Source organism: Allocatelliglobosispora scoriae (genome assembly GCF_014204945.1).
In the GTDB taxonomy this organism is placed as follows: domain Bacteria; phylum Actinomycetota; class Actinomycetes; order Mycobacteriales; family Micromonosporaceae; genus Allocatelliglobosispora; species Allocatelliglobosispora scoriae.
This window is the reverse complement of the sequence record NZ_JACHMN010000002.1, coordinates 1,610,843-1,628,755: the sequence shown is the minus strand read 5'-3', so window position 1 is coordinate 1,628,755 and position 17,913 is coordinate 1,610,843. Positions and strand designations below refer to the sequence as shown.

14 protein-coding genes are annotated in these 17,913 nt (G+C 70.3%); 6 read left to right on the top strand and 8 right to left on the bottom strand.

Annotation, left to right across the window (positions count from 1 at the left end; genetic code table 11):
* Positions 1-1,866 (bottom strand): CASTOR/POLLUX-related putative ion channel, encoded by a 1,866-nt coding sequence (locus F4553_RS13010; protein ID WP_184840681.1) that lies wholly within the window; start codon positions 1,864-1,866, stop codon positions 1-3.
* A gap of 80 nt (positions 1,867-1,946) precedes the next feature.
* Positions 1,947-2,981 carry a phosphotransferase family protein gene (locus F4553_RS13005; protein ID WP_184835788.1) on the bottom strand — a complete coding sequence of 345 codons (1,035 nt, stop codon included), beginning with the start codon at positions 2,979-2,981 and terminating at the stop codon, positions 1,947-1,949.
* A gap of 72 nt (positions 2,982-3,053) precedes the next feature.
* On the opposite strand from F4553_RS13005, the gene F4553_RS13000 reads away from it, so the two are divergent.
* Positions 3,054-4,028, top strand: coding sequence for a phosphotransferase (locus F4553_RS13000; RefSeq protein ID WP_184835786.1), 975 nt, complete (start codon positions 3,054-3,056; stop codon positions 4,026-4,028).
* Here the strand turns inward: F4553_RS13000 and F4553_RS12995 are convergent.
* Genes F4553_RS12995 through F4553_RS12980 form a run of 4 tightly spaced genes read right to left on the bottom strand, consistent with a single transcriptional unit; the run spans position 4,018 to position 7,372 of the window.
* Positions 4,018-5,361, bottom strand: coding sequence for a TolB family protein (locus F4553_RS12995; RefSeq protein ID WP_184835784.1), 1,344 nt, complete (start codon positions 5,359-5,361; stop codon positions 4,018-4,020). The genes F4553_RS13000 and F4553_RS12995 overlap by 11 nt on opposite strands.
* Positions 5,354-5,833, bottom strand: a complete 480-nt coding sequence (locus F4553_RS12990) for a sigma-70 family RNA polymerase sigma factor (RefSeq protein ID WP_312875189.1) — start codon at positions 5,831-5,833, stop codon at positions 5,354-5,356. The genes F4553_RS12995 and F4553_RS12990 overlap by 8 nt, the downstream gene beginning before the upstream one ends.
* A 59-nt stretch (positions 5,834-5,892) precedes the next feature.
* Complete coding sequence (locus tag F4553_RS12985; RefSeq protein ID WP_184835780.1) at positions 5,893-6,099, bottom strand: RNA-binding S4 domain-containing protein; 207 nt, start codon at positions 6,097-6,099, stop codon at positions 5,893-5,895.
* A gap of 22 nt (positions 6,100-6,121) precedes the next feature.
* Positions 6,122-7,372 carry a L,D-transpeptidase gene (locus F4553_RS12980; RefSeq protein WP_184835779.1) on the bottom strand — a complete coding sequence of 417 codons (1,251 nt, stop codon included), beginning with the start codon at positions 7,370-7,372 and terminating at the stop codon, positions 6,122-6,124.
* A 284-nt stretch (positions 7,373-7,656) separates the two neighbouring features.
* Here F4553_RS12980 and F4553_RS12975 point away from each other — a divergent pair, with 284 nt between their 5' ends.
* Together F4553_RS12975 and F4553_RS42405 are read left to right on the top strand one after the other, a co-directional pair.
* Positions 7,657-12,582: a ThuA domain-containing protein gene (locus F4553_RS12975; protein ID WP_184835777.1), complete on the top strand. Its 4,926-nt coding sequence runs from the start codon at positions 7,657-7,659 to the stop codon at positions 12,580-12,582.
* Between the two features lie 175 nt (positions 12,583-12,757).
* Positions 12,758-13,927, top strand: a complete 1,170-nt coding sequence (locus F4553_RS42405; protein WP_184835775.1) for a choice-of-anchor D domain-containing protein — start codon at positions 12,758-12,760, stop codon at positions 13,925-13,927.
* Between the two features lie 43 nt (positions 13,928-13,970).
* Here the strand turns inward: F4553_RS42405 and F4553_RS12965 are convergent, their stop codons facing one another.
* Positions 13,971-14,555, bottom strand: coding sequence for an SMI1/KNR4 family protein (locus tag F4553_RS12965; RefSeq protein WP_184835773.1), 585 nt, complete (start codon positions 14,553-14,555; stop codon positions 13,971-13,973).
* A gap of 125 nt (positions 14,556-14,680) precedes the next feature.
* Here F4553_RS12965 and F4553_RS12960 point away from each other — a divergent pair, with 125 nt between their 5' ends.
* Both F4553_RS12960 and F4553_RS12955 read left to right on the top strand, forming a co-directional pair.
* Entirely contained in the window at positions 14,681-15,340 is a 660-nt protein-coding gene (locus F4553_RS12960) for a DUF998 domain-containing protein (RefSeq protein ID WP_184835771.1), read from the top strand.
* Positions 15,341-15,396: 56 nt separating this feature from the next.
* Positions 15,397-15,783 carry a hypothetical protein gene (locus F4553_RS12955; protein ID WP_246466305.1) on the top strand — a complete coding sequence of 129 codons (387 nt, stop codon included), beginning with the start codon at positions 15,397-15,399 and terminating at the stop codon, positions 15,781-15,783.
* Between the two features lie 54 nt (positions 15,784-15,837).
* Here F4553_RS12955 and F4553_RS12950 read toward each other — a convergent pair whose 3' ends face one another.
* Entirely contained in the window at positions 15,838-16,464 is a 627-nt protein-coding gene (locus tag F4553_RS12950) for an MBL fold metallo-hydrolase (RefSeq protein ID WP_376776208.1), read from the bottom strand.
* A gap of 266 nt (positions 16,465-16,730) precedes the next feature.
* Between F4553_RS12950 and rsgA the strand changes: the two genes are divergently transcribed.
* Complete coding sequence (gene rsgA, locus F4553_RS12945; protein ID WP_184835767.1) at positions 16,731-17,801, top strand: ribosome small subunit-dependent GTPase A; 1,071 nt, start codon at positions 16,731-16,733, stop codon at positions 17,799-17,801.
* Positions 17,802-17,913 lie beyond the last annotated feature (112 nt).

Genomic DNA, 17,913 nt, shown 5'->3' with positions numbered 1-17,913 from the left:
TCAGGCCACGGCGATCACGATGACGTGGTCGTCCGCGGTCAGCGTCAGCGGCTCCGATTTGGGCGGATTGAGCACCACGCCGTAGTGCGGCGCCTCGTTGTGGTTGCGCCGCAGCCGGTAGCCGATCGGGGTCTCGTCCTTGCGCCGGGCGGCCTCGGCGACCGTCGCGAAGGTCGCCTCGGCACCGGGCCGCAGGTAGTCGGCGGCGGGCTTGAGCTGGATCTCCGAGCCGGACGGGTCGAAGAGGTCGGCGAAGACGCCGTGCAGGTGCTTGTTCTCGGCGAGCTGGGTCATCAGGAGGCTGATCAGCATGTTGCTGACGATGAAGTCGTCGGCCTTGGTGATCTGGGCGACCTCGCGGTTGGCGTCGTCGTTCATCTCGGTGATGATCGAGTAGGGATCGCCGAGCTTCACCTCGATGTCGCGCAGGTGCAGCAGCGTGACGAGGGTGCGGTCGTCGGCGTGATCACCGCCGATCGTGTCGTCGGAGAGCACGATGATGTGCAGGTAGCTGCCGAGGTCGAGCTCCTCCAGCGCGCGCCGGCTGGTCGGGTCGCAGGGCTTGAAGCCGAGTGTCAGGTTGGTCCGCTGCTGGGCCAGGGCGTCGATCGGCTCCTGCGGCGCGGCGACGTCGACGGTGGAGCCGGGCTCCACGAGCCGGTCGAGCAGGTCGAGGATGCGCGGCGCGCGGGAGTTCCAGCCGACGAGCAGCGTCCGATCGGGCGACGGCCGATGACCGTCCTCAGTGGAGATGGCGGACTCGTCGACGGCGGCGGGGACCTCGGCGAGCCGGACCAGCAGGTCGTCCTCGGCGATGACGATGATCTTGTCGCCCTCGGCGATGACGGTCGACATCGGCGGGTTGACCGCGACGGTGCCGTCGGCGTGCAGCAGGCCGATCGGGCAGCCCAGCTCATAGGAGCTGAGCGAGTCGCCGAAGGGGCGGCCGACGAGCGCGGGCTCGGGGTGCATGTAGATCTCGTTGCCGGAGAAGTCCAGCAGGTCCGTGCAGACGGTGGAGAGCCCGGACTGGCGATGCGACTGCGCCACCAGGCGTACGGCGATGTCGTCGGCGTCGATGAGCTGTGCGTCCGGGCCGGCCGCCAGCCGCGCGGCGGCGAGGTTGAGGGTGTCCTGCACGGCGGCGACGATGTTGGGCCGGGCCGCCGACCAGACGCGGTTGTTGAGCAGCAGCAGCACCTTGATGACATCGATGTCGGCGTCGTCGCCGGCGGGGGAGAGGACCATCACCGAGCGGGCGGTGTCGAGGCTGGTCAGCTCCAGGTCGACGCGCTTGAGCGGGCTGCCGGAGCGGCAGATCACCCGGGTCCGGCCCAGATCGCCGACACGGGCCTTGATCTGGTCCTCCATCCCGACCTTGTCCTGGTCGGCGAGGACGACGACCCGGGAGCGCTTGCCGCTCGCGTTGGCCTTGACGAGCTCGGAGATGACGACGAAGACCTGGTCGGACCAGCCGAGGATGACGGTGTGGCCGGTGTCGATGACACGCGAGCGCCCCTTGCGCAGCTCCTGGATGCGGTTCTCCAGACCGGCGGTGATGACACCGATCAGCGAGCTGACCAGGAAGATGCCGCCGATGGTGACGGCGAGCATCAGGCCGAGGAAGACCGGATCGCCCACGTCGGCACCCATCGTGCCCGGGTCGATGGCCCGCATCATGTTGTCCCAGAACAGCCGCGGCAGCGGGTGGTCGCCGCGGTCCTTGTCGCTGGCGAAGAGGGTGACCAGGGCGGTGACGACGAGAACCAGCAGGAGCGAGGCGAGGCCGAGCCAGCCGATCAGGGCGGGTGTCCCGCGGTCCATCGTGCTGTCGAACCAGGACCGCAACCGGTCCCGCATGCGCATCCGCGTCACTGTCACTCCTACTGCCTCGGTGCCGCAATCTCGGTGGTGCAGCACAGAAAGGTAGCAGCGATCCCCGACGGCTAGGAGAGCGGCCAGGTCGCGGGTGGCAGCCGATCGGCGCCCGGCCATCGTCCGACCATTGTGGATCTGAGCCGATCGGCGAGCACGCCGACACCGCCGAGCCGGTGACTGTCGCGGGTCATCGCGTGCACGGCGCCGAGCCGGTGCACGAGCCGCTGCCGGGCGCTCGTCGGGCCCCAGGTCCAGTCCTTGGCCACGAGGCGGGCGAACTGGTCGCGCTGCCCGCGTTCGGCCCGCTCGACGAGCGCGTCGTTGCGCAGCAGCCAGCCCGCGCAGTGGTCGGCGAGGTCGCCGGGGAGCGCCGACCCGGTCAGCTCGCGCCACACGCGGTGATAGGCCGCCTCCGCCTCGGCGAGCGGTCCGTCGCTCACCGGAAGCACCTGCCAGCAGGTCGGGAAACCCATCCGGAGGTACGCCAGCTCCGCGAGCCCGCTCCCCAGTGACGCGCCCTCGAAGTCGATGAAGATCGCCCGCTCCCCGACCGGCAGCACGTTGCCGATGCACGGATCACCGTGCAGCAGCGCGTGGGCGTAGCCGTCGCCGAGCCGCTCGACGAGTGCGGCGAGCTCAACGGGGACCCCGGCCGGGATCGCCACCCCGAGCGCCCGGCACAGCCGCAGGAACGCCTCGATGTCCTCGCCGGTCGGCTGGGCGGCGGGCGGCAGCACCCCGGCGTCGTCGGGCCCGGTGACGGCGTGCAGCCGCGCCAGCCCTTCGGCGTAGGGGACCCACTCGGGCAGCTGGTAGGGGGCCGGGACGTGCTCCAGCACCAGCACCTGGGTCGCGTCGTCGCTGCCGAGCAGGGCCGGGACGAGGGCCGGGGTGGCGCGGGCGGCGAGACGGAGCGCGGTCAGCTCGGTGGCGTACCGGTCGAAGGAGCCGGCGCCGCCGACGACCTGCTTGACCACGGCCGCGTGCCCGCCCACCTCGACCTCCCAGACCCGGGAGCGCGGGCTGCTGGAGATCCGGCTGGCGCGGCGGGGGTCGCCCAGCGAGGCGCGCAGCTCGTCGGAGAAGGGTGGTCGGTGCAGCACGCGGCACACGATACGGCGCGCCTGCGCGACGGGGTGGCCCGCTGCTGCTACGAGTGAGCGGTGGAGAGTCGCATGCTCGAAGAGGTGTGCGCCGAGTTCGAGCTCGGCGGGATCGTCGAGTTCAGCCCGGTGCCCGAGGGCCTGATGAATCGCAACTGGCGGGTCGTCACCCAGGCGGGGGAGTTCGCCGTGAAGCAGCTCCTCGACGTCGACGCGGGGCGGGCCCGCGAGCAGCACGCGGTGGTCCGGTCGCTGGCGGCACGGGGTCTGCCCGTGGCGTCGGCGCGGCACGGCGGCGACGGGCAGACCGTGCTGACGCGCGGCACCGCCACCTTCACCGTGCAGCCGTGGGCGCCCGGCCGGCACCGCAGCGGGGCACAGCTCGACCTCGCCGAGTGCCGCCGCCTCGGCGAGGTCCTCGGCGACCTGCACGGCGCGCTCGCCGAGCTCTCCACGCCGGTCGGCCCCAGCAGCGCGCACCCCGTCCGGCCGGCCGAGGAGGCCCGCACGCTGCTGGCGGGGTACGCCGACCTGATCGCCTCGCTGCACCGCCCCGACGATTTCGACGTCGTGGCGCTGGCCCACCTGCGCTGGCGGCTGCGGATCCTCGACGAGTCGGGGCACCTCTGCCCGGACGGCGCGGAACCGGAGCTCGGCTGGACCCACGGCGACTTCCACCACTTCAACGTCCTGTGGGACGGTTCGGAGATCTCCGCGGTGCTCGACTGGGACCGCCTGGGCCTGCGCCCGGTCGCGGACGAGCTGGCCCGTGCGGCGGTGCTGATCTTCGGCGACGGCCCCGCGCTGGACCTGCCCCGGATCACCGCTTTCGTCGCCGGTTACCGCTCGATGCGACCACTCACCGGCGAGCAGGTCGCCGACGCCCTGCACCGGCTCTGGTGGCACTGGCTCGCCGGCGACTGGCCGCTGAACACCCGTTACCACCACGCCGACACGTCCTGCGACCACCTGTTCCTCGTCAACTCGGCCCGGCTGCAGTGGTGGACGCCGCGCCGCGAGCAGGTGCTCGCGGCGTTCACCGCCTGAGCAGACGCCGCCGCCTTCGCCGAAGCAGCAGGAACACCACCCCACCGATCAGGACGAGGATGGCTCCGGCTGTGATCCGGGTCCAGCCGGGCCATGGTCCCCGATCCGGACCCGCGGTGGTGGCCGCGATGGTGGTGCTGAGGTCGTCGGCGAGATCGACGCCGTAGAGCGTGCTCCAGAAGCCGCTCTCGGCCGTGCTGAGCGTCGTGATCTCCCCGTCGAAGGGTGCGTCGAGGATGAGCCCGGTGCCGTCGCCGGTGTCATAGGAGCTCACGAAGATGATCGGCGTGGTGGGTGAGCGCCAGGCGAGGACCTCGGGAACGCCGTAGGGGAACTGGATCTCCCGGAGCGTGGTGCCGTTGACGGCGGAGATGAGGCGCAAGCTCTTGCCGTTTTCGGCAAAATTGGACAGGAGCAGCGAACCGTCCGGGTCGCAGCCGGCGAGAGACCAGCTCCCGTCGAGCTGCGGCAGGGTTCGCACCGCCCCGCCATCGCGGGGATGGATCTTCACCAGCGAGTGCCGGTCGGCGTATTCGGACGTCGCGATCGACCGGCCGTCGTCGGTGAAGCAGGGATTCTGCGGGTAGCTCGTCAGCGCGTGGACGACCGTGCTGAAGGCTCCCGTAGCCAGGTCGAGGGTGGTGAGTTCGGCGGAGTCGGATACCTGCGACGCGTATTCGCCGCGGGTGCCGAACGGCGTGACGGCCAGTGCGAGGCTGCGGCCGTCGGGTGACCAGTCGAGGAGCAGGTAGACCGAGGGGACTGCGAGCGGGTAGTCGCGGCGTTCCCCGGTGATGAGGTTCAGCACCACGATATCGGTGGAGCCGCCCCGTGGGTCGCCGATCGCGACCAGCCTCCCGTCCGGGGAGAGCACAGCCTGAGCGTCCGCCCACTCCCCGTCGCCGCCGTCCGCACCGCGCTGTTCGGCGAGGTCGAGGCGTCGATAGGTCCGCCCGTCCACCCCGATCACCACGACCTGCCGCGTGCCCCACCGCGTACCCAGGTCACCCTGGTTCAGGACGGCGATCGCGGGCTGGCCCAGCGGTGCGTCGGAGATGCTCGCGGTGAACAGGGACAGCCCGGCGATCTCGTTCGGCAGGAGGGCTCCGTCACGGGGCACGGCGACCCGGTGCGGACCGCCGCCGCTGGTCGGGAGCAGCGCGGTGACCAGCACCGCGACCAGTACGGCGATCGCCGCCAGGGCGGGGATCACGGATCGGCGCAGCCGGGAGCCGCGTGTGACACGGACGGTCGGCCGGGGCGGCACGATCACGTCGGGTTCGTCGGCGATGGCGTGGATCGCGGCACGGAGCCGGTCGTCGAGGCTAGTCACCGAGCACCTCCTTCATCGTCGCGAGGGACCGGTGCAGCAGGGACTTCACCGTGCCGGGGCGGCAGGCGAGCTCGGCGGCGATCTGCGCCTCCGGCAGGTCCAGGTAGTACCGGAGGAAGACCGCCGCACGCTGGCGCGGGGCGAGGTGGCGCAGCGCAGCGCGTACCGCCGCGATGTCTGCTTGAACCGGCACGTCGGGTGACGGCGGCGCGAGGGCCGGAACCGCGGCGTGCTTGCGCTCCACGATGCGGCGCCGGACCCAGGACGTGCAGCGGGACAGGACGGCCCGGCGCAGGTAGGCGGCGGGTTCGCGGACCTCGTCGCGGCGGGTGCCGTCGAGTCGGAACCAGTCGGCGAAGACATCCTGCACCACGTCCTCGGCAGCGGCGAGGCTGCCCGTCGTCACATAGGCGAGCCGCACCAGCCCGGGGTACTCCCGGGTGTAGACATCACCGGGGGCACGCTGTCGCACCACATCAACCTGCACAACCTGCCTGGCGCGCGAGGGGGCGGATCGGTTCCCGGGAATTCTCAGGCGACGCGCAGCCGCTCGTCCTCGAACTCGACGACGTCGCCCTTGTGCAGCTGGCGGCCCCGGCGGGTCTCGACCTCGCCGTTGACGAGCACGTCGCCGGAGACGATGAAGGTCTTGCCCTCGCCGCCGGTCTCGGCGACGCCCGCGAGCTTCAGGAACTGGCCGAGGCGGATCATGTCATCGCGGATGCCGACGTCTCTCATGGGCATATCATCGCGCGCCGCGTCAGTTCGTCGGTGACGGCACCGGCACGGGCACCGCGCTCGGCTTCGGTGCCGCCGCCTTCGCCGGTGCCGGCTTGAGGTCGGCCGGCACGTCGAGCGCGCTGCCCCGGACGAACTCGTCCCAGGTCATGTTCCAGGCCGTCCAGCCGTTGCCCTGGTCGAGCGTGACCTCGGTGCCCTTGATCGTGACGAGGTCGCCGACGTGGGTGATCCCCATCAGGTAGGACGCCGCCCAGCTCGACACGTTGGTGCAGCCGTGCGAGACGTTGCTGTAGCCCTGGTCGCCCTCGGACCACGGTGCGGCGTGGATGAACTCACCGCCCCAGGTCAGGCGCTGCGCGTCGGAGACGGTCACGACATAGCCGCCCTGCGGGTCATTGCGGGTGTCGAAGGTGACCCGGTCGTGCTTCTCCATGATCACCATCTTGCCGCTGGAGGTCGGCGTGTTGGGCTTGCCCATGCTGACCGGGATCCGCTTGGCGACCTTGCCGTCGATGGTCACCGTCATCTGCTTGGTGCGGTTGTCGATGTCGAGGAAGACCGAGTTCCCGATCTTCGCGGTCGCCGTGCGGTCCGCGTCGCCGAAGATACCCGCTCCCATGGGTACGCCCTCCAGCGCCATCCGGACCGTGATCTTCGTGCCGGGGCGCCAGTAGTCCGGCGCGCGGTAGAACACCTCGGTGCCGCTGTCGAGCCAGTGCCACGCACCGGGCTGGGGCGGTTCGGTGGTGACGAAGAGCCGCCGCTGGACGGCTGCCCGCGCCGACTTGGGGATCGCCTGGCTGAAGTCGAGCGTCACCGGCATCGCCACGCCGTAGGTCGCCTGGTCGAAGAAGTAGAGCGTCGTGTCGACGGTCCTGGTCGGCTTCGCCATCGTGGTGAAGCTCGTCCGCTGCGTCGTCGCCTGCCCGTAGGCCCCGGTCGCCGTCGCCGCCACCGTGTAGGTGCGCTGGTAGCCGAGCGGTTTCGCCGGGACCCAGGAGGAGCCGTCGGCGCGCATCGCACCCCGGACCGCCACGCCCTTGTCGTCGGTCACGTCGAGCGCGGTGACCCGGCCGTCGGTGGTGCGTACGGCGATCTCCGCGCTGACCGGCACCTGCTTGGCCTTGGCGGCGGGCGTGATGTCGAGGGTGGGCGGGGCTATCGCGGGCAGGACCAGCGGTGGCTGCTCCGGTTCGCTGGAGCACCCCGCGGCGACGAGGGCCATCACCGTGACCGCCACCATCGCCCAACCAGCCCGCTGTCGTCCCATGACCCACCCCGTTTCGTGACCTTGAGGATATTGTGCGGCGATTTGACCGTTCGGTGGTTGCTTTTCGCCTGAAACGGTCTCAGGTCCCCTCTGGCCTGGAATGGGAGCGCGCGCAAGGAACGTGAAAGCCAACGCAAGAAGTTGAGCTAAGTATTGACATTCTCCGCTTCTTAAGCGCAAATTTGTCACTACTTCGAAACACCCCTCCGTTCCCGCTCACTCCCGCCGGGGCCGCTCACCCGAGCCGGGTCTTCCTGTGTCCACCGCAGACGAAGGAGACCTTCGTGTCCCGAGATCGCCGTCCCCGTCCCCTAGCGATCACACTGCGCCTGCTGCTCGCCACTGCCCTGGCGGCAGCAGGTCTCACCGCGTTCCCGTCCGCGGCCCAGGCCGCGCCCTACAACGTGCTCGTCTTCTCCAAGACCGCCGGCTTCCGCCACGACTCGATCGCGGCCGGCATCGCCGCCATCCGCACCCTCGGCACCGCCAACAACTTCACCGTCGAGGCGACCGAGGACGCCGCCGCCTTCACCGACGCCAACCTCGCCCGGTTCGCGACGGTGGTGTGGCTCTCCACCACCGGCGACGTGCTCGACGCCACCCAGCAGGCCGCGTTCGAGCGCTACATCCGCGCCGGTGGCGGCTATGCCGGTGTGCACGCCGCCGCCGACACGGAATACAGCTGGCCCTGGTACGGCAGCCTCGTCGGCGCCTACTTCTCCAGCCACCCCGCGCCGCAGACCGCGACCGTCAAGGTCGAGGACCCGGCGCACCCGTCGACCGCGACACTGCCCCTGAAGTGGTCGAAGTCGGAGGAGTGGTATTCGTTCCAGAGCAACCCGCGCCCCCGCGTCCACGTGCTGGCGAGCGTCGACGAGAAGACCTACACGCCGGGCACGTCGGCGATGGGTGCCGATCATCCCTTCGCCTGGTGCCAGAACTACGACGGCGGCCGGGCCTGGTACACGGCCGGCGGGCACGACATCGCCGCCTACAGCGACGCCACCTTCCTCAAGCACCTGCTGGGCGGCATCCAGACCAGCGCCAACGCGATCTCGGCCGACTGCACGGCCACCCGGGACGCGAGCTTCCAGAAGGTGACGCTCGACAGCAACACCAGCAACCCGATGGAGCTCGACATCGCGCCCGACGGCCGGGTCTTCTACATCGAGCGCGACGGCCGGGTGCAGATCATCAAGCCGACGACCGGCACCACGGTCACCGCCGCCACGCTCAGCGTCTTCACCGGCAACGAGGACGGCCTGCTCGGCATGCGCCTCGACCCGGCCTTCGCGACCAACAAGTGGATCTACCTCTACTACTCGCCGTCCACCGGCGCGACCCGCAACCAGGTGTCGCGCTTCACCGTCACCGGCGACACCCTGGACCTGGCGAGCGAGAAGGTGCTGCTCCAGGTCACCACGCAGCGCAACACCTGCTGCCACCAGGGCGGGTCGATGACCTTCGACAACGCGGGCAACCTCTACCTCGCCACCGGTGACAACACCAACCCGTTCGAGTCGGACGGGTTCGCGCCGCTCGACGAGCGGCCCGGCCGCGCCGACTTCGACTCGCAGCGCTCGGCGGGCAACACCAACGACCTGCGCGGCAAGGTGATCCGGATCAAGCCGCAGGCCGACGGCACCTACACCGTTCCGTCGGGCAACCTGTTCGCGCCCGGCACCGCGCTGACCCGGCCCGAGATCTACGCCATGGGGTTCCGCAACCCGTTCCGGATCGGCATCGACAAGCTCACCAACGTCCTCTACGTCGCCGACTACGGCCCCGACGCGGGCCAGGCCAACCCCAACCGGGGTCCCGAGGGCACCGTCGAGTGGAACGCGATCAGCGCGGCCGGCAACTTCGGCTGGCCCTACTGCCACGGCAACAACTACGCGTTCAACGACTACACGTGGCCGTCCGGGCCGAGCGGGGCGCCGTTCAACTGCGCCGCGATCGTCAACAACTCGCCCAACAACACCGGGCTGCAAAACCTGCCGCCCGCCGTGCCCGCCACGGTCGACTACGACTACGGCGGCAACCCGCTCTTCCCGGAGATCGGCGGCGGTGGCGCGCCGATGGCCGGCCCGACCTACCGCTACAGCGCCTCGCTGGTGTCGGACCGCAAGTGGCCCGCCTACTACGACGGCAAGTCGATCTTCGGTGAGTGGAACCAGAACAAGCTCTACACGTTCCAGCTCGGCACCGACGGCAAGACGCTGATCGACATCAACCAGGCGTTCGCCTCGATGGCGTTCCTGCGGCCGATGGACATGGAGTTCGGCCCCGACGGCGCGCTCTACCTCATCGAGTGGGGCACCGGCTTCGGCGGCAACAACGCCGATTCCGGCATCTACCGCATCGACTACATCGCCGGGGACCGGGCACCGATCGCGGTCGCCGCCGGTACGCCCACCTCGGGACCGACCCCGCTGACCGTGAACTTCTCCAGTGCCGGGTCGCGGGACCCGGACGGGCTGGCGATCACCTACGCCTGGACCTTCGGCGACGGCGGGACCTCCACCGCGGCGAACCCGTCGCACGTCTACACCACGGCGGGCACCTTCAACGCCCAGCTCACCGTGAAGGACCCCGGTGGCAAGACGGGGGTGGCGAACGTACCGATCACGGTGGGCAACACCGCGCCGACCGTGACGCTGACGACGCCCGTGGACGGCGGCTTCTTCGCCTGGGGTGACTCGGTGCGCTACGCCGTCACCGTGACCGACCCCGAGGACGGCACGATCAACTGCTCGCGGGTGACGGTGCAGTACTACCTCGGCCACGACGAGCACGCCCACCCGTTCCAGACGGCGACCGGCTGCTCCGGCGTGATCGCGACCTCGGCCGGATCCGGCCACGGTGACGACGCGAACACCTTCGGCGTGATCGAGGCGACCTACACCGACCTCGGCGGTCCCGGCGGCGGCGGTGCCCAGACGGGCCGCTCGACGAAGGTGCTGCAGCCCAAGCACAAGCAGGCCGAGTTCTTCAGCACCACCGGACGCTCGCCGACCGGCATCGGCGGCGGCGACCCGGGCGTGGTCCGGGAGAACACGACCGACACGGCCGGCGGTTTCCAGAACCTCGGCTTCATCGAGGACGGCGACTTCTGGTCCTACACCCCGACCAGCCTGCTCAACATCGACGCGCTGCGCTTCCGCGTGGCGTCGCCGGGCGCGGGCGGCCGCATCGAGGTGCGCACCGGCTCGGTCACCGGCCCGCTCGTCGGCACCGCCACCTTCGGCACCACCGGCGGCTGGCAGACCTTCGTGGACGCCACGGCCACCCTCTCCGGGGCGACCACGGCGTCCGGGCCGCTCTTCCTCGTCGCGAAGAACCCGGTCGGCGACACCGGCCAGGGCTCGATCTTCAATGTCAACTGGGTCGACTTCATCGGCCGGGGCGTCGCGGACTCGTCGCAGCTCAGCGTCAACCCGACGAGCCTCGCCTTCGGCTCGGTGAACGTCGGCACGACCACGGCGGCGCAGACGGTGACGATCTCCAACCCCGGTCCGGGCGCGGCGTCGATCTCGTCGGTCGCGGTGAGCGGTGCCTACGCCCAGACCAACAACTGCCCGGTGAGCCTCGCGCTCAACGCTTCCTGCCAGGTCAGCGTGCGCTTCGCGCCAACCGCGGTGGGTACGCAGAACGGCACCCTCTCCATCACCAACTCCACCACCCCGCAGCCCATCGCGGTGGCCCTGACCGGTTCGGGGGTCTCCAGCACCACCAACCTGGCGATCGGCGCCGCGATGTCGGCGAGCACCGCCAACGGCGGGTTCCCGGCGAGCGCCGCCAACGACAACAACACGAGCAGCTACTGGGAGTCGAACAACAACGCCTTCCCGCAGTGGCTCCAGGCGGACCTGGGCTCGGCGAAGTCGGTCAGCTCGGTGACGCTCAAGCTGCCGCCGCCGTCGAGCTGGGCCACGCGTACCCAGACGCTCTCGGTCCTGGGAAGCACCGACGGCAGCAACTTCACGACGCTGAAGGCGTCGGCGGGGTATGTCTTCGACCCGGCGACCGGCAACACCGCGACCGCCACCTTCACCGCGACCAGCGTCCGCTACCTGCGGGTGCAGATCACCGGCAACACCGGCTGGCCCGCGGGCCAGATCGGTGAGCTGCAGATCTTCGGCGGGGGCGGGCCGACCACCGCGACGCTCAGCGCGTCGCCGGTGAGCCTCGCCTTCGGCAACCAGCTGGTCAACACCACCAGCCCGCAGGTCTCGGTCAACATCACCAACACCGGCAACGGGCCGGCGGCGGTCTCCGGCGTGGTCGTGGCGGGCAACTTCGCCCAGTCCCACAACTGCGGTTCGACGATCGCGGCGGGCGCCACCTGCCAGGTCAGCGTCACCTTCACGCCGACCTCGACCGGGGCCAAGACCGGCTCGTTCACGGTCAACAGCAACGCGACCAACCCGGCGCTCGTCGTCAACCTCACCGGAACGGGCATCAACCCGACCCCGGCGACGCTGTCGTTCTCGCCGCCGAGCATCACCTTCCCGGACACCAACGTCGGTGCGAACGTGACCCGGCAGATCTACGTCTCCAACGGCGGCAGCGTGGCGGCGGCGATCTCGTCGATCACCGCGTCGGGCACCGGATTCTCGGTCAGCTCGCACAGCTGCGGCACCTCGCTCGCCGGGGGCGGCAACTGCTTCGTCAACGTCGTCTTCGCGCCGACCTCGGCCGGGTCGAAGAGCGGCACGGTGACCGTCAACAGCAACGCCACCAACCCCGTGCTCAGCGCGTCGCTGACCGGGCTCGGCGTCGCCGTCGGCGCCACCAACCTGGCGCTCAACAAGCCCACCACCGCCGGGTACGTCCAGACCTACGTCCCGGGCAACACGGTCGACTCCGACGCCAACACCTACTGGGAGAGCCCGAACAACGCGTTCCCCCAGTCGATCACCGTCGACCTGGGCGCCAACGCCTCGCTCTCGTCGCTCGTGCTGAAGCTGCCGCCCGCGTGGGGCAGCCGCAGCCAGACGGTGCAGGTGCTGGGCAGCACCAACAACAGTAGCTACACCTCGGTGGTGGGTGCCACCGGCTACGCCTTCGGCACCGGGTCGGCGAACACGATCGTCATCCCGCTGCCGCCGGGCACCGTGGCGCGCTACGTCCGGTTGACCTTCACGGCCAACACCGGCTGGCCCGCCGCGCAGCTGTCGGACTTCCAGGTCATGGGGGTCTTCGTCTAACGGTCATCGGGTAGCGAAGGGCGCGTCATCTCGGTGGCGCGCCCTTCGCGCTGCCATGCCCCGTCACCATCCGGACTTTAGATTGACATGCCTCGATATGTTGAGCAGATTGGGGTTCGTCCAGGCTGCCCGGCCGTCCCTCCGGCAGCCACACCACTGAGATGAGGAGACCTTCGTGTCCCCAGATCGGCGTAACCGTCCCTACGCGGTCACCACCCGCTTCATCCTCGCCGCACTCCTCGCGGCGACCGGATCGGCGTTCCTCACCGCTCCCGCCTCGGCCGGCGGGCTCGTCGCGGCCGAACTCACCGCGTCGCCCTTCGCGGTGTCGCTCGGCAACCAGCTCGTCAACACCACCGGGCCGCAGATCTCGGTCAACATCACCAACGAGGGCACCGCGACCGCCACCATCAGCTCGATCACCGTCACCGGCCAGTTCACCCGGTCGGTCAACTGCGGCAGCACCCTCGCCGCCGGTGCCACCTGCCAGGTGACGATCGCGTTCCAGCCGACCTCGGTCGGTCCCAAGACCGGCGCGATCACGGTCAACAGCAACGCCAACAACCCGACCCTCGTCGTCAACCTCTCCGGCACCGGGGTCAACCCGACCCCGCCCACGCTCGTCGGTTCCCCTGCCAGCACCCTCTTCCCGGACACCGTCGTCGGCTCCAGCGTGATCCGGCAGGTCTACCTCGGCAACACCGGCAGCAACCCCGCGACGATCTCGTCGATCAGCGCCACCGGGGCCGGGTACTCCGTCGGCACCTCCAACTGCGGGACGACCCTCCCGGGCGGCTACAACTGCTTCATCAGCGTCGTCTTCACCCCGGGCTCGGCCGGGTCCAAGGCCGGGTCGGTCGTCGTGAGCAGCAACGCCACCAATCCGACGGTCACGTTCGCGCTCACCGGCCTCGGTGTCGCGCCCGGCACGACCAACCTGGCGCTCGGCAAGCCCGCGACCGGCACCAGCGTCGCCGGGCACACGCCCGCCAAGGCGGTCGACACCGACCTCAACACCTACTGGGAGAGCAGCAACAACGCCTTCCCGCAGTCGATCACCGTGGACCTCGGCGCGAACGCGAAGCTCTCCTCGATCGTGCTCCGGGTGCCCCCGGCGTGGGTGAGCCGCAACCAGACGCTGTCGGTGCTCGGCAGCACCGGCGGCGGCTACTCGACGATCGTCGGGTCGGCTTCCTACCTCTTCGGGACGGGGGCGGGGAACTACGTCGTGATCCCGCTGCCGGGCGGCACGACGGCTCGGTATGTGCGGATCACCATCACCGGCAACACCGGCCAGCCGGCCGGGCAGCTCTCGGAGCTCCAGGCACTGGGCGTCTTCGCGTAACCGAGTCGGGGTGTGCCGTTCCGCTCGCCGGTGCGGCACACCCTCAGTCGAACCGGCGGCGCCACCACGGGCGACGGGCGGCGTACTCGGCGGCCCGCTCGGTCCGGTGCCGCATCCAGGTCAGGAACTCCACCGGCTCGGACTGCCGCTCGCCCGTGACCAGCCGGGCCGGTGCCCAGACGAAGTAGCTGTCCTCGTCGACGTTGTTGTAGTCGTTGGTCCACACCGTCCCGGCGAGGTCGCCGGTCACCGCGAGCACGGTGTGGAAGTCGCAGCCGCCGATATTGACGGGGATCGCGCCATCGACGACGCTCGCGTCCTCGGGGTCGGGCATCGGGCACTTGCCGTTGACGATCGTGAAGGGCCGCCGGACGTGCGCCCAGCCGCCCGCATCCCCTTGGCTGTCGGCCACGGCCGCGCGGGGCGTGATCAGATCGTTCGGACCGCCGACGCCGAAGGTGGTCAGGAACGCGACGTAGCCGGTCGGGAGCGTGAGGCCGAGGACGGCCTCCGCCTCGGCGATCTGCGTCGCCGACACCGGTTCCCCGCTGGAACGCCGCCGGTGCCGGCGACGCCACACCGCGTAGGCGTCCTGGATGGCGGCAAGCTGCTCGGCCGACTCGGTCATGGTGCCGACTCTAGGGCTGCCGTCCATGAAATTTCGTCCGGCGATCTTGTCGATTCGCGGCTCGGCCGTTCGCTGCCTTGATGACAGGCCGCACGGCCACCCGCGAATCCGCGAAGGGAACCACCATGACCACCCTTGCTCACGCCACCGGCCGCACCACGGTCTCGACTCGTCCGCTGCTGCTCGCAGGCGCGGCCGCCGCGCCGATCTTCACGGTGGTGGCGCTGGCGCAGACCTTCACCCGCGAGGCCTACGACCTGACCCGGCACCCGGTCAGCATGCTCGCCAACGGTGACCTCGGCTGGATCCAGACCATGAGCTTCCTGACCACCGGGGCGCTCACCGTGGCCGGTGCGGTCGGCGCCCGTCGGGTGCTGCGCGGCGGTAAGGCCGGGACCTGGGGACCGATCCTGCTCGCCGTCATCGGCCTCGGGATGCTCATCGCCGGTGTCTTCCGGATGGACGCGGCCGACGGCTTCCCGATCGGCACACCGGCCGGTGTCCCGACGACGATGAGCAGCGAGGCGATGCTGCACAACCTCGGTGGCAGCCTCTCCTTCTTCTCGATGATCGCGCTCTGCTTCGTGCTGGCCCGGCGGTTCACGGTCCGTGGCGAGCGGGCCTGGGCCGTCGGCGGCCGGGTCTGCGGCGTGCTCTTCGCGCTGGGGCTGGGCTGGGCGTTCAGCGGCGGCACGGCGGGTGCGCTGACGCTGTTCCTCGGCGTCGTCATCGCCTGGGGCTGGATCGCCGCAAGCCTCGTCCGGCTCGTTCGGCCCGCGAACTAGCGTGAGCCCGGTGCCGGGTCGGGGTGACCGACCCGGCACCGCTGTTACGGTCGGCTGTGCGCTACATCCGGTTCCAGAGCCCCGAGGTCGACGATCGGGGTCGCAACGTCGGCGTCTTCGGCCTGGTCAACGGCCTTGCGAAGCAGGGTCGGCTGATCGAGGAGCAGGAGCGGTTCCGGCGGCTCAACAACGACTGGTACGACGCGGCCTACCCCGATCCGGCGACCGTGGACGCCACCGTCTACGACCGGGAACTGCACCCGGGTGCGGCTGCCTGGTTCAAGGTCTCGGCCCAGCACCTGGTCGAGCGGGTCGACGGCTATCTGGAGATCCTGACCGCACACGGAGTGGCGTGCGTGGTGCTCCGCTCCGACGACCCGGGCCGCGTCATCTACGAGGACGACCACCAGATCGTGGTCGTTCCCGTGGCAGATCTTGAATGATTACTGCTGCCAGGGCAGCACAAACGATTCAAGGTCTACATGCAAGACCGGCGGTCACCAGCCGCGCTCGCGCCACTCGGGCAGGGACGGGCGCTCCGCTCCCAGCGTCGTCGGGAGCCCGTGTCCGGGGTGGACGATCGTCGAGTCCGGCAGCCGGTCGAAGATCTTGCCGATCACGTCGTTGAGCAGGCTGGTGAAGTTCGCCGCGTTGCCCCGCGTGTTGCCGACCCCGCCGGGGAAGAGGCTGTCGCCGGTGAAGATCTGCGGCGGGCCCTCGGGGTCCCGGTAGAGCAGCGCGATCGACCCCGGCGTGTGCCCGACCAGGTGGATCACCTCCAGCGAGCTGGAGCCGACCGTCACGGTGTCCCCGTCGACGAGCGGCTGCGTCGGCACGGGCAGCGAGCCGGCGTCGGCCGGGTGCGCGTAGGCCGTCGCGCCGGTCGAGGCCACGATCTCCGCCAGGGCCTTCCAGTGGTCGGCGTGCCCGTGGGTCGTGACGACCGAGGCGAGCCCGCCGTCGCCGATCAGCGAGGTGAGGGCCTTCGCGTCGGCCGCCGCGTCGATGAGGAGCTGCTCACCGGTGTGGCGACAGCGCAGCAGGTAGGCGTCGTTGCCGAAGTCGCCGACCTCCAGCGTGGTGATCTCGAGATCGGGCAGGACCGCGGTCGCGTGCAGAGTCACGCTGGAGAGCTTAGAGCGTCCGTCAATCGGCGCCTGGCCGTGTTGCTCGTCGCCAGGTCTGCAGCGGGCGCACACGGCGGCGGCGTGCGCCCTGCCGGCCACCAAGAAGTGACGGGCGTGCTTCGATCCGGCCGCGCCGATCGTGCCATCGGCGGAGTAACACCAGGTGTCAAGCGGTTATCCGCACACCAGTGCGAGGAAATCTCATGGCGGAAGTTGCCGACCTGGCCCACACTGCTCGGTAACCACTACTAAGGAAACGGTGCATGACCACGCTTTTGTCGTCGCTCGGCTGGGACGAGGCGCTCGCCTCGGCGTACCCCCTGCTGCTCGCGGACCCCGACCACCGGCCTGGGCGAGTGCTGCGCGCTGATCGTGGCGTGTGCACCGTGCTGACCGAGACCGGCGTCGATCGCGCGAGCCTCGCGGGCAGCGTGCTGCGGGCGGCCTCGGCCGATCCCGTGCGCCTGCCGTGCGCGGGTGACTGGGTGATCGTGCGCCGGTGGCCCGATGACCGCACCACGCTGGAGGTCGTGCTGCCCCGGCGCACGGTGATCGTCCGGCGCACCTCGGACAAGGACTCCTCCGGCCAGGTGCTCGCCGCCAACATCGACGTCGCCGCCGTGGTCGAGCCGATGGACTCGGGTCCGGACCTCGGTCGCATCGAGCGCTTCCTCGCCCTGGGCTGGGAGTCCGGCGCGGTGCCGATCGTGGTTCTCACCAAGTCGGACGTCTCCACCGACCCCGAGGCGGTCGCCGAGTCGGTGCGCGCGATCGCACCCGGCGTCGAGGTGGTCATCGTCAGTGCCGACCAGGGGGTCGGCCTCGACAAGCTCCGGCCGCTCATCGCGCACGGCCGCACGCTGGGCCTGCTCGGTCGCTCCGGCGCGGGCAAGTCGACGCTGGTCAACGCCCTGGCGGGCGCCACGGTCATGACCACCCAGGGGGTACGCCGGGTCGACGGCAAAGGCCGACACACGACCACCTATCGGGCGTTGATTCCGATCCCGGGCGGCGGTGCCGTCCTGGACACTCCCGGCGTGCGTGGCGTCGGTCTGCTCGACGGCTCCGACGGCCTCGACAAGGCCTTCGAGGACGTCGTCGACCTCATCGACCTGTGCCGGTTCAGTGATTGTGCTCACGAGGGGGAGCCGGGCTGCGCCGTGCGGGCGGCGCTCGCCGACGGTGACCTGGCACCGCGCCGCTGGGAGAGCTGGCAGCGGCTGCAGAAGGAACTCGCCTTCGAGGCCCGGCGCAAGGACGTGCGGACGCGGGCCGAGGAGAAGGAGCGCTGGAAGCGCCTCACCCAGCACAGCAGGGGCACGAGTCGCCCGTAACACGGCTCGGATACGGTTGGACGTCACCGGGCGACGTCGATGGCAAGGTCACCTCGTTGCTCACGAGAACGCTTTTGTCGTAGCCCCCGGTTAGTGTCGGAACGCTGTTCTC

Coding starts and splice junctions, on each gene's coding strand:
- F4553_RS13010 (WP_184840681.1), bottom strand. CDS start 1,866: ATGCGCATGCGGGACCGGTTGCGGTCCTGGTTCGACAGCACGATGGAC.
- F4553_RS13000 (WP_184835786.1), top strand. CDS start 3,054: ATGCTCGAAGAGGTGTGCGCCGAGTTCGAGCTCGGCGGGATCGTCGAG.
- F4553_RS12985 (WP_184835780.1), bottom strand. CDS start 6,099: ATGAGAGACGTCGGCATCCGCGATGACATGATCCGCCTCGGCCAGTTC.
- F4553_RS12980 (WP_184835779.1), bottom strand. CDS start 7,372: ATGGGACGACAGCGGGCTGGTTGGGCGATGGTGGCGGTCACGGTGATG.
- F4553_RS12965 (WP_184835773.1), bottom strand. CDS start 14,555: ATGACCGAGTCGGCCGAGCAGCTTGCCGCCATCCAGGACGCCTACGCG.
- F4553_RS12960 (WP_184835771.1), top strand. CDS start 14,681: ATGACCACCCTTGCTCACGCCACCGGCCGCACCACGGTCTCGACTCGT.
- rsgA (WP_184835767.1), top strand. CDS start 16,731: ATGACCACGCTTTTGTCGTCGCTCGGCTGGGACGAGGCGCTCGCCTCG.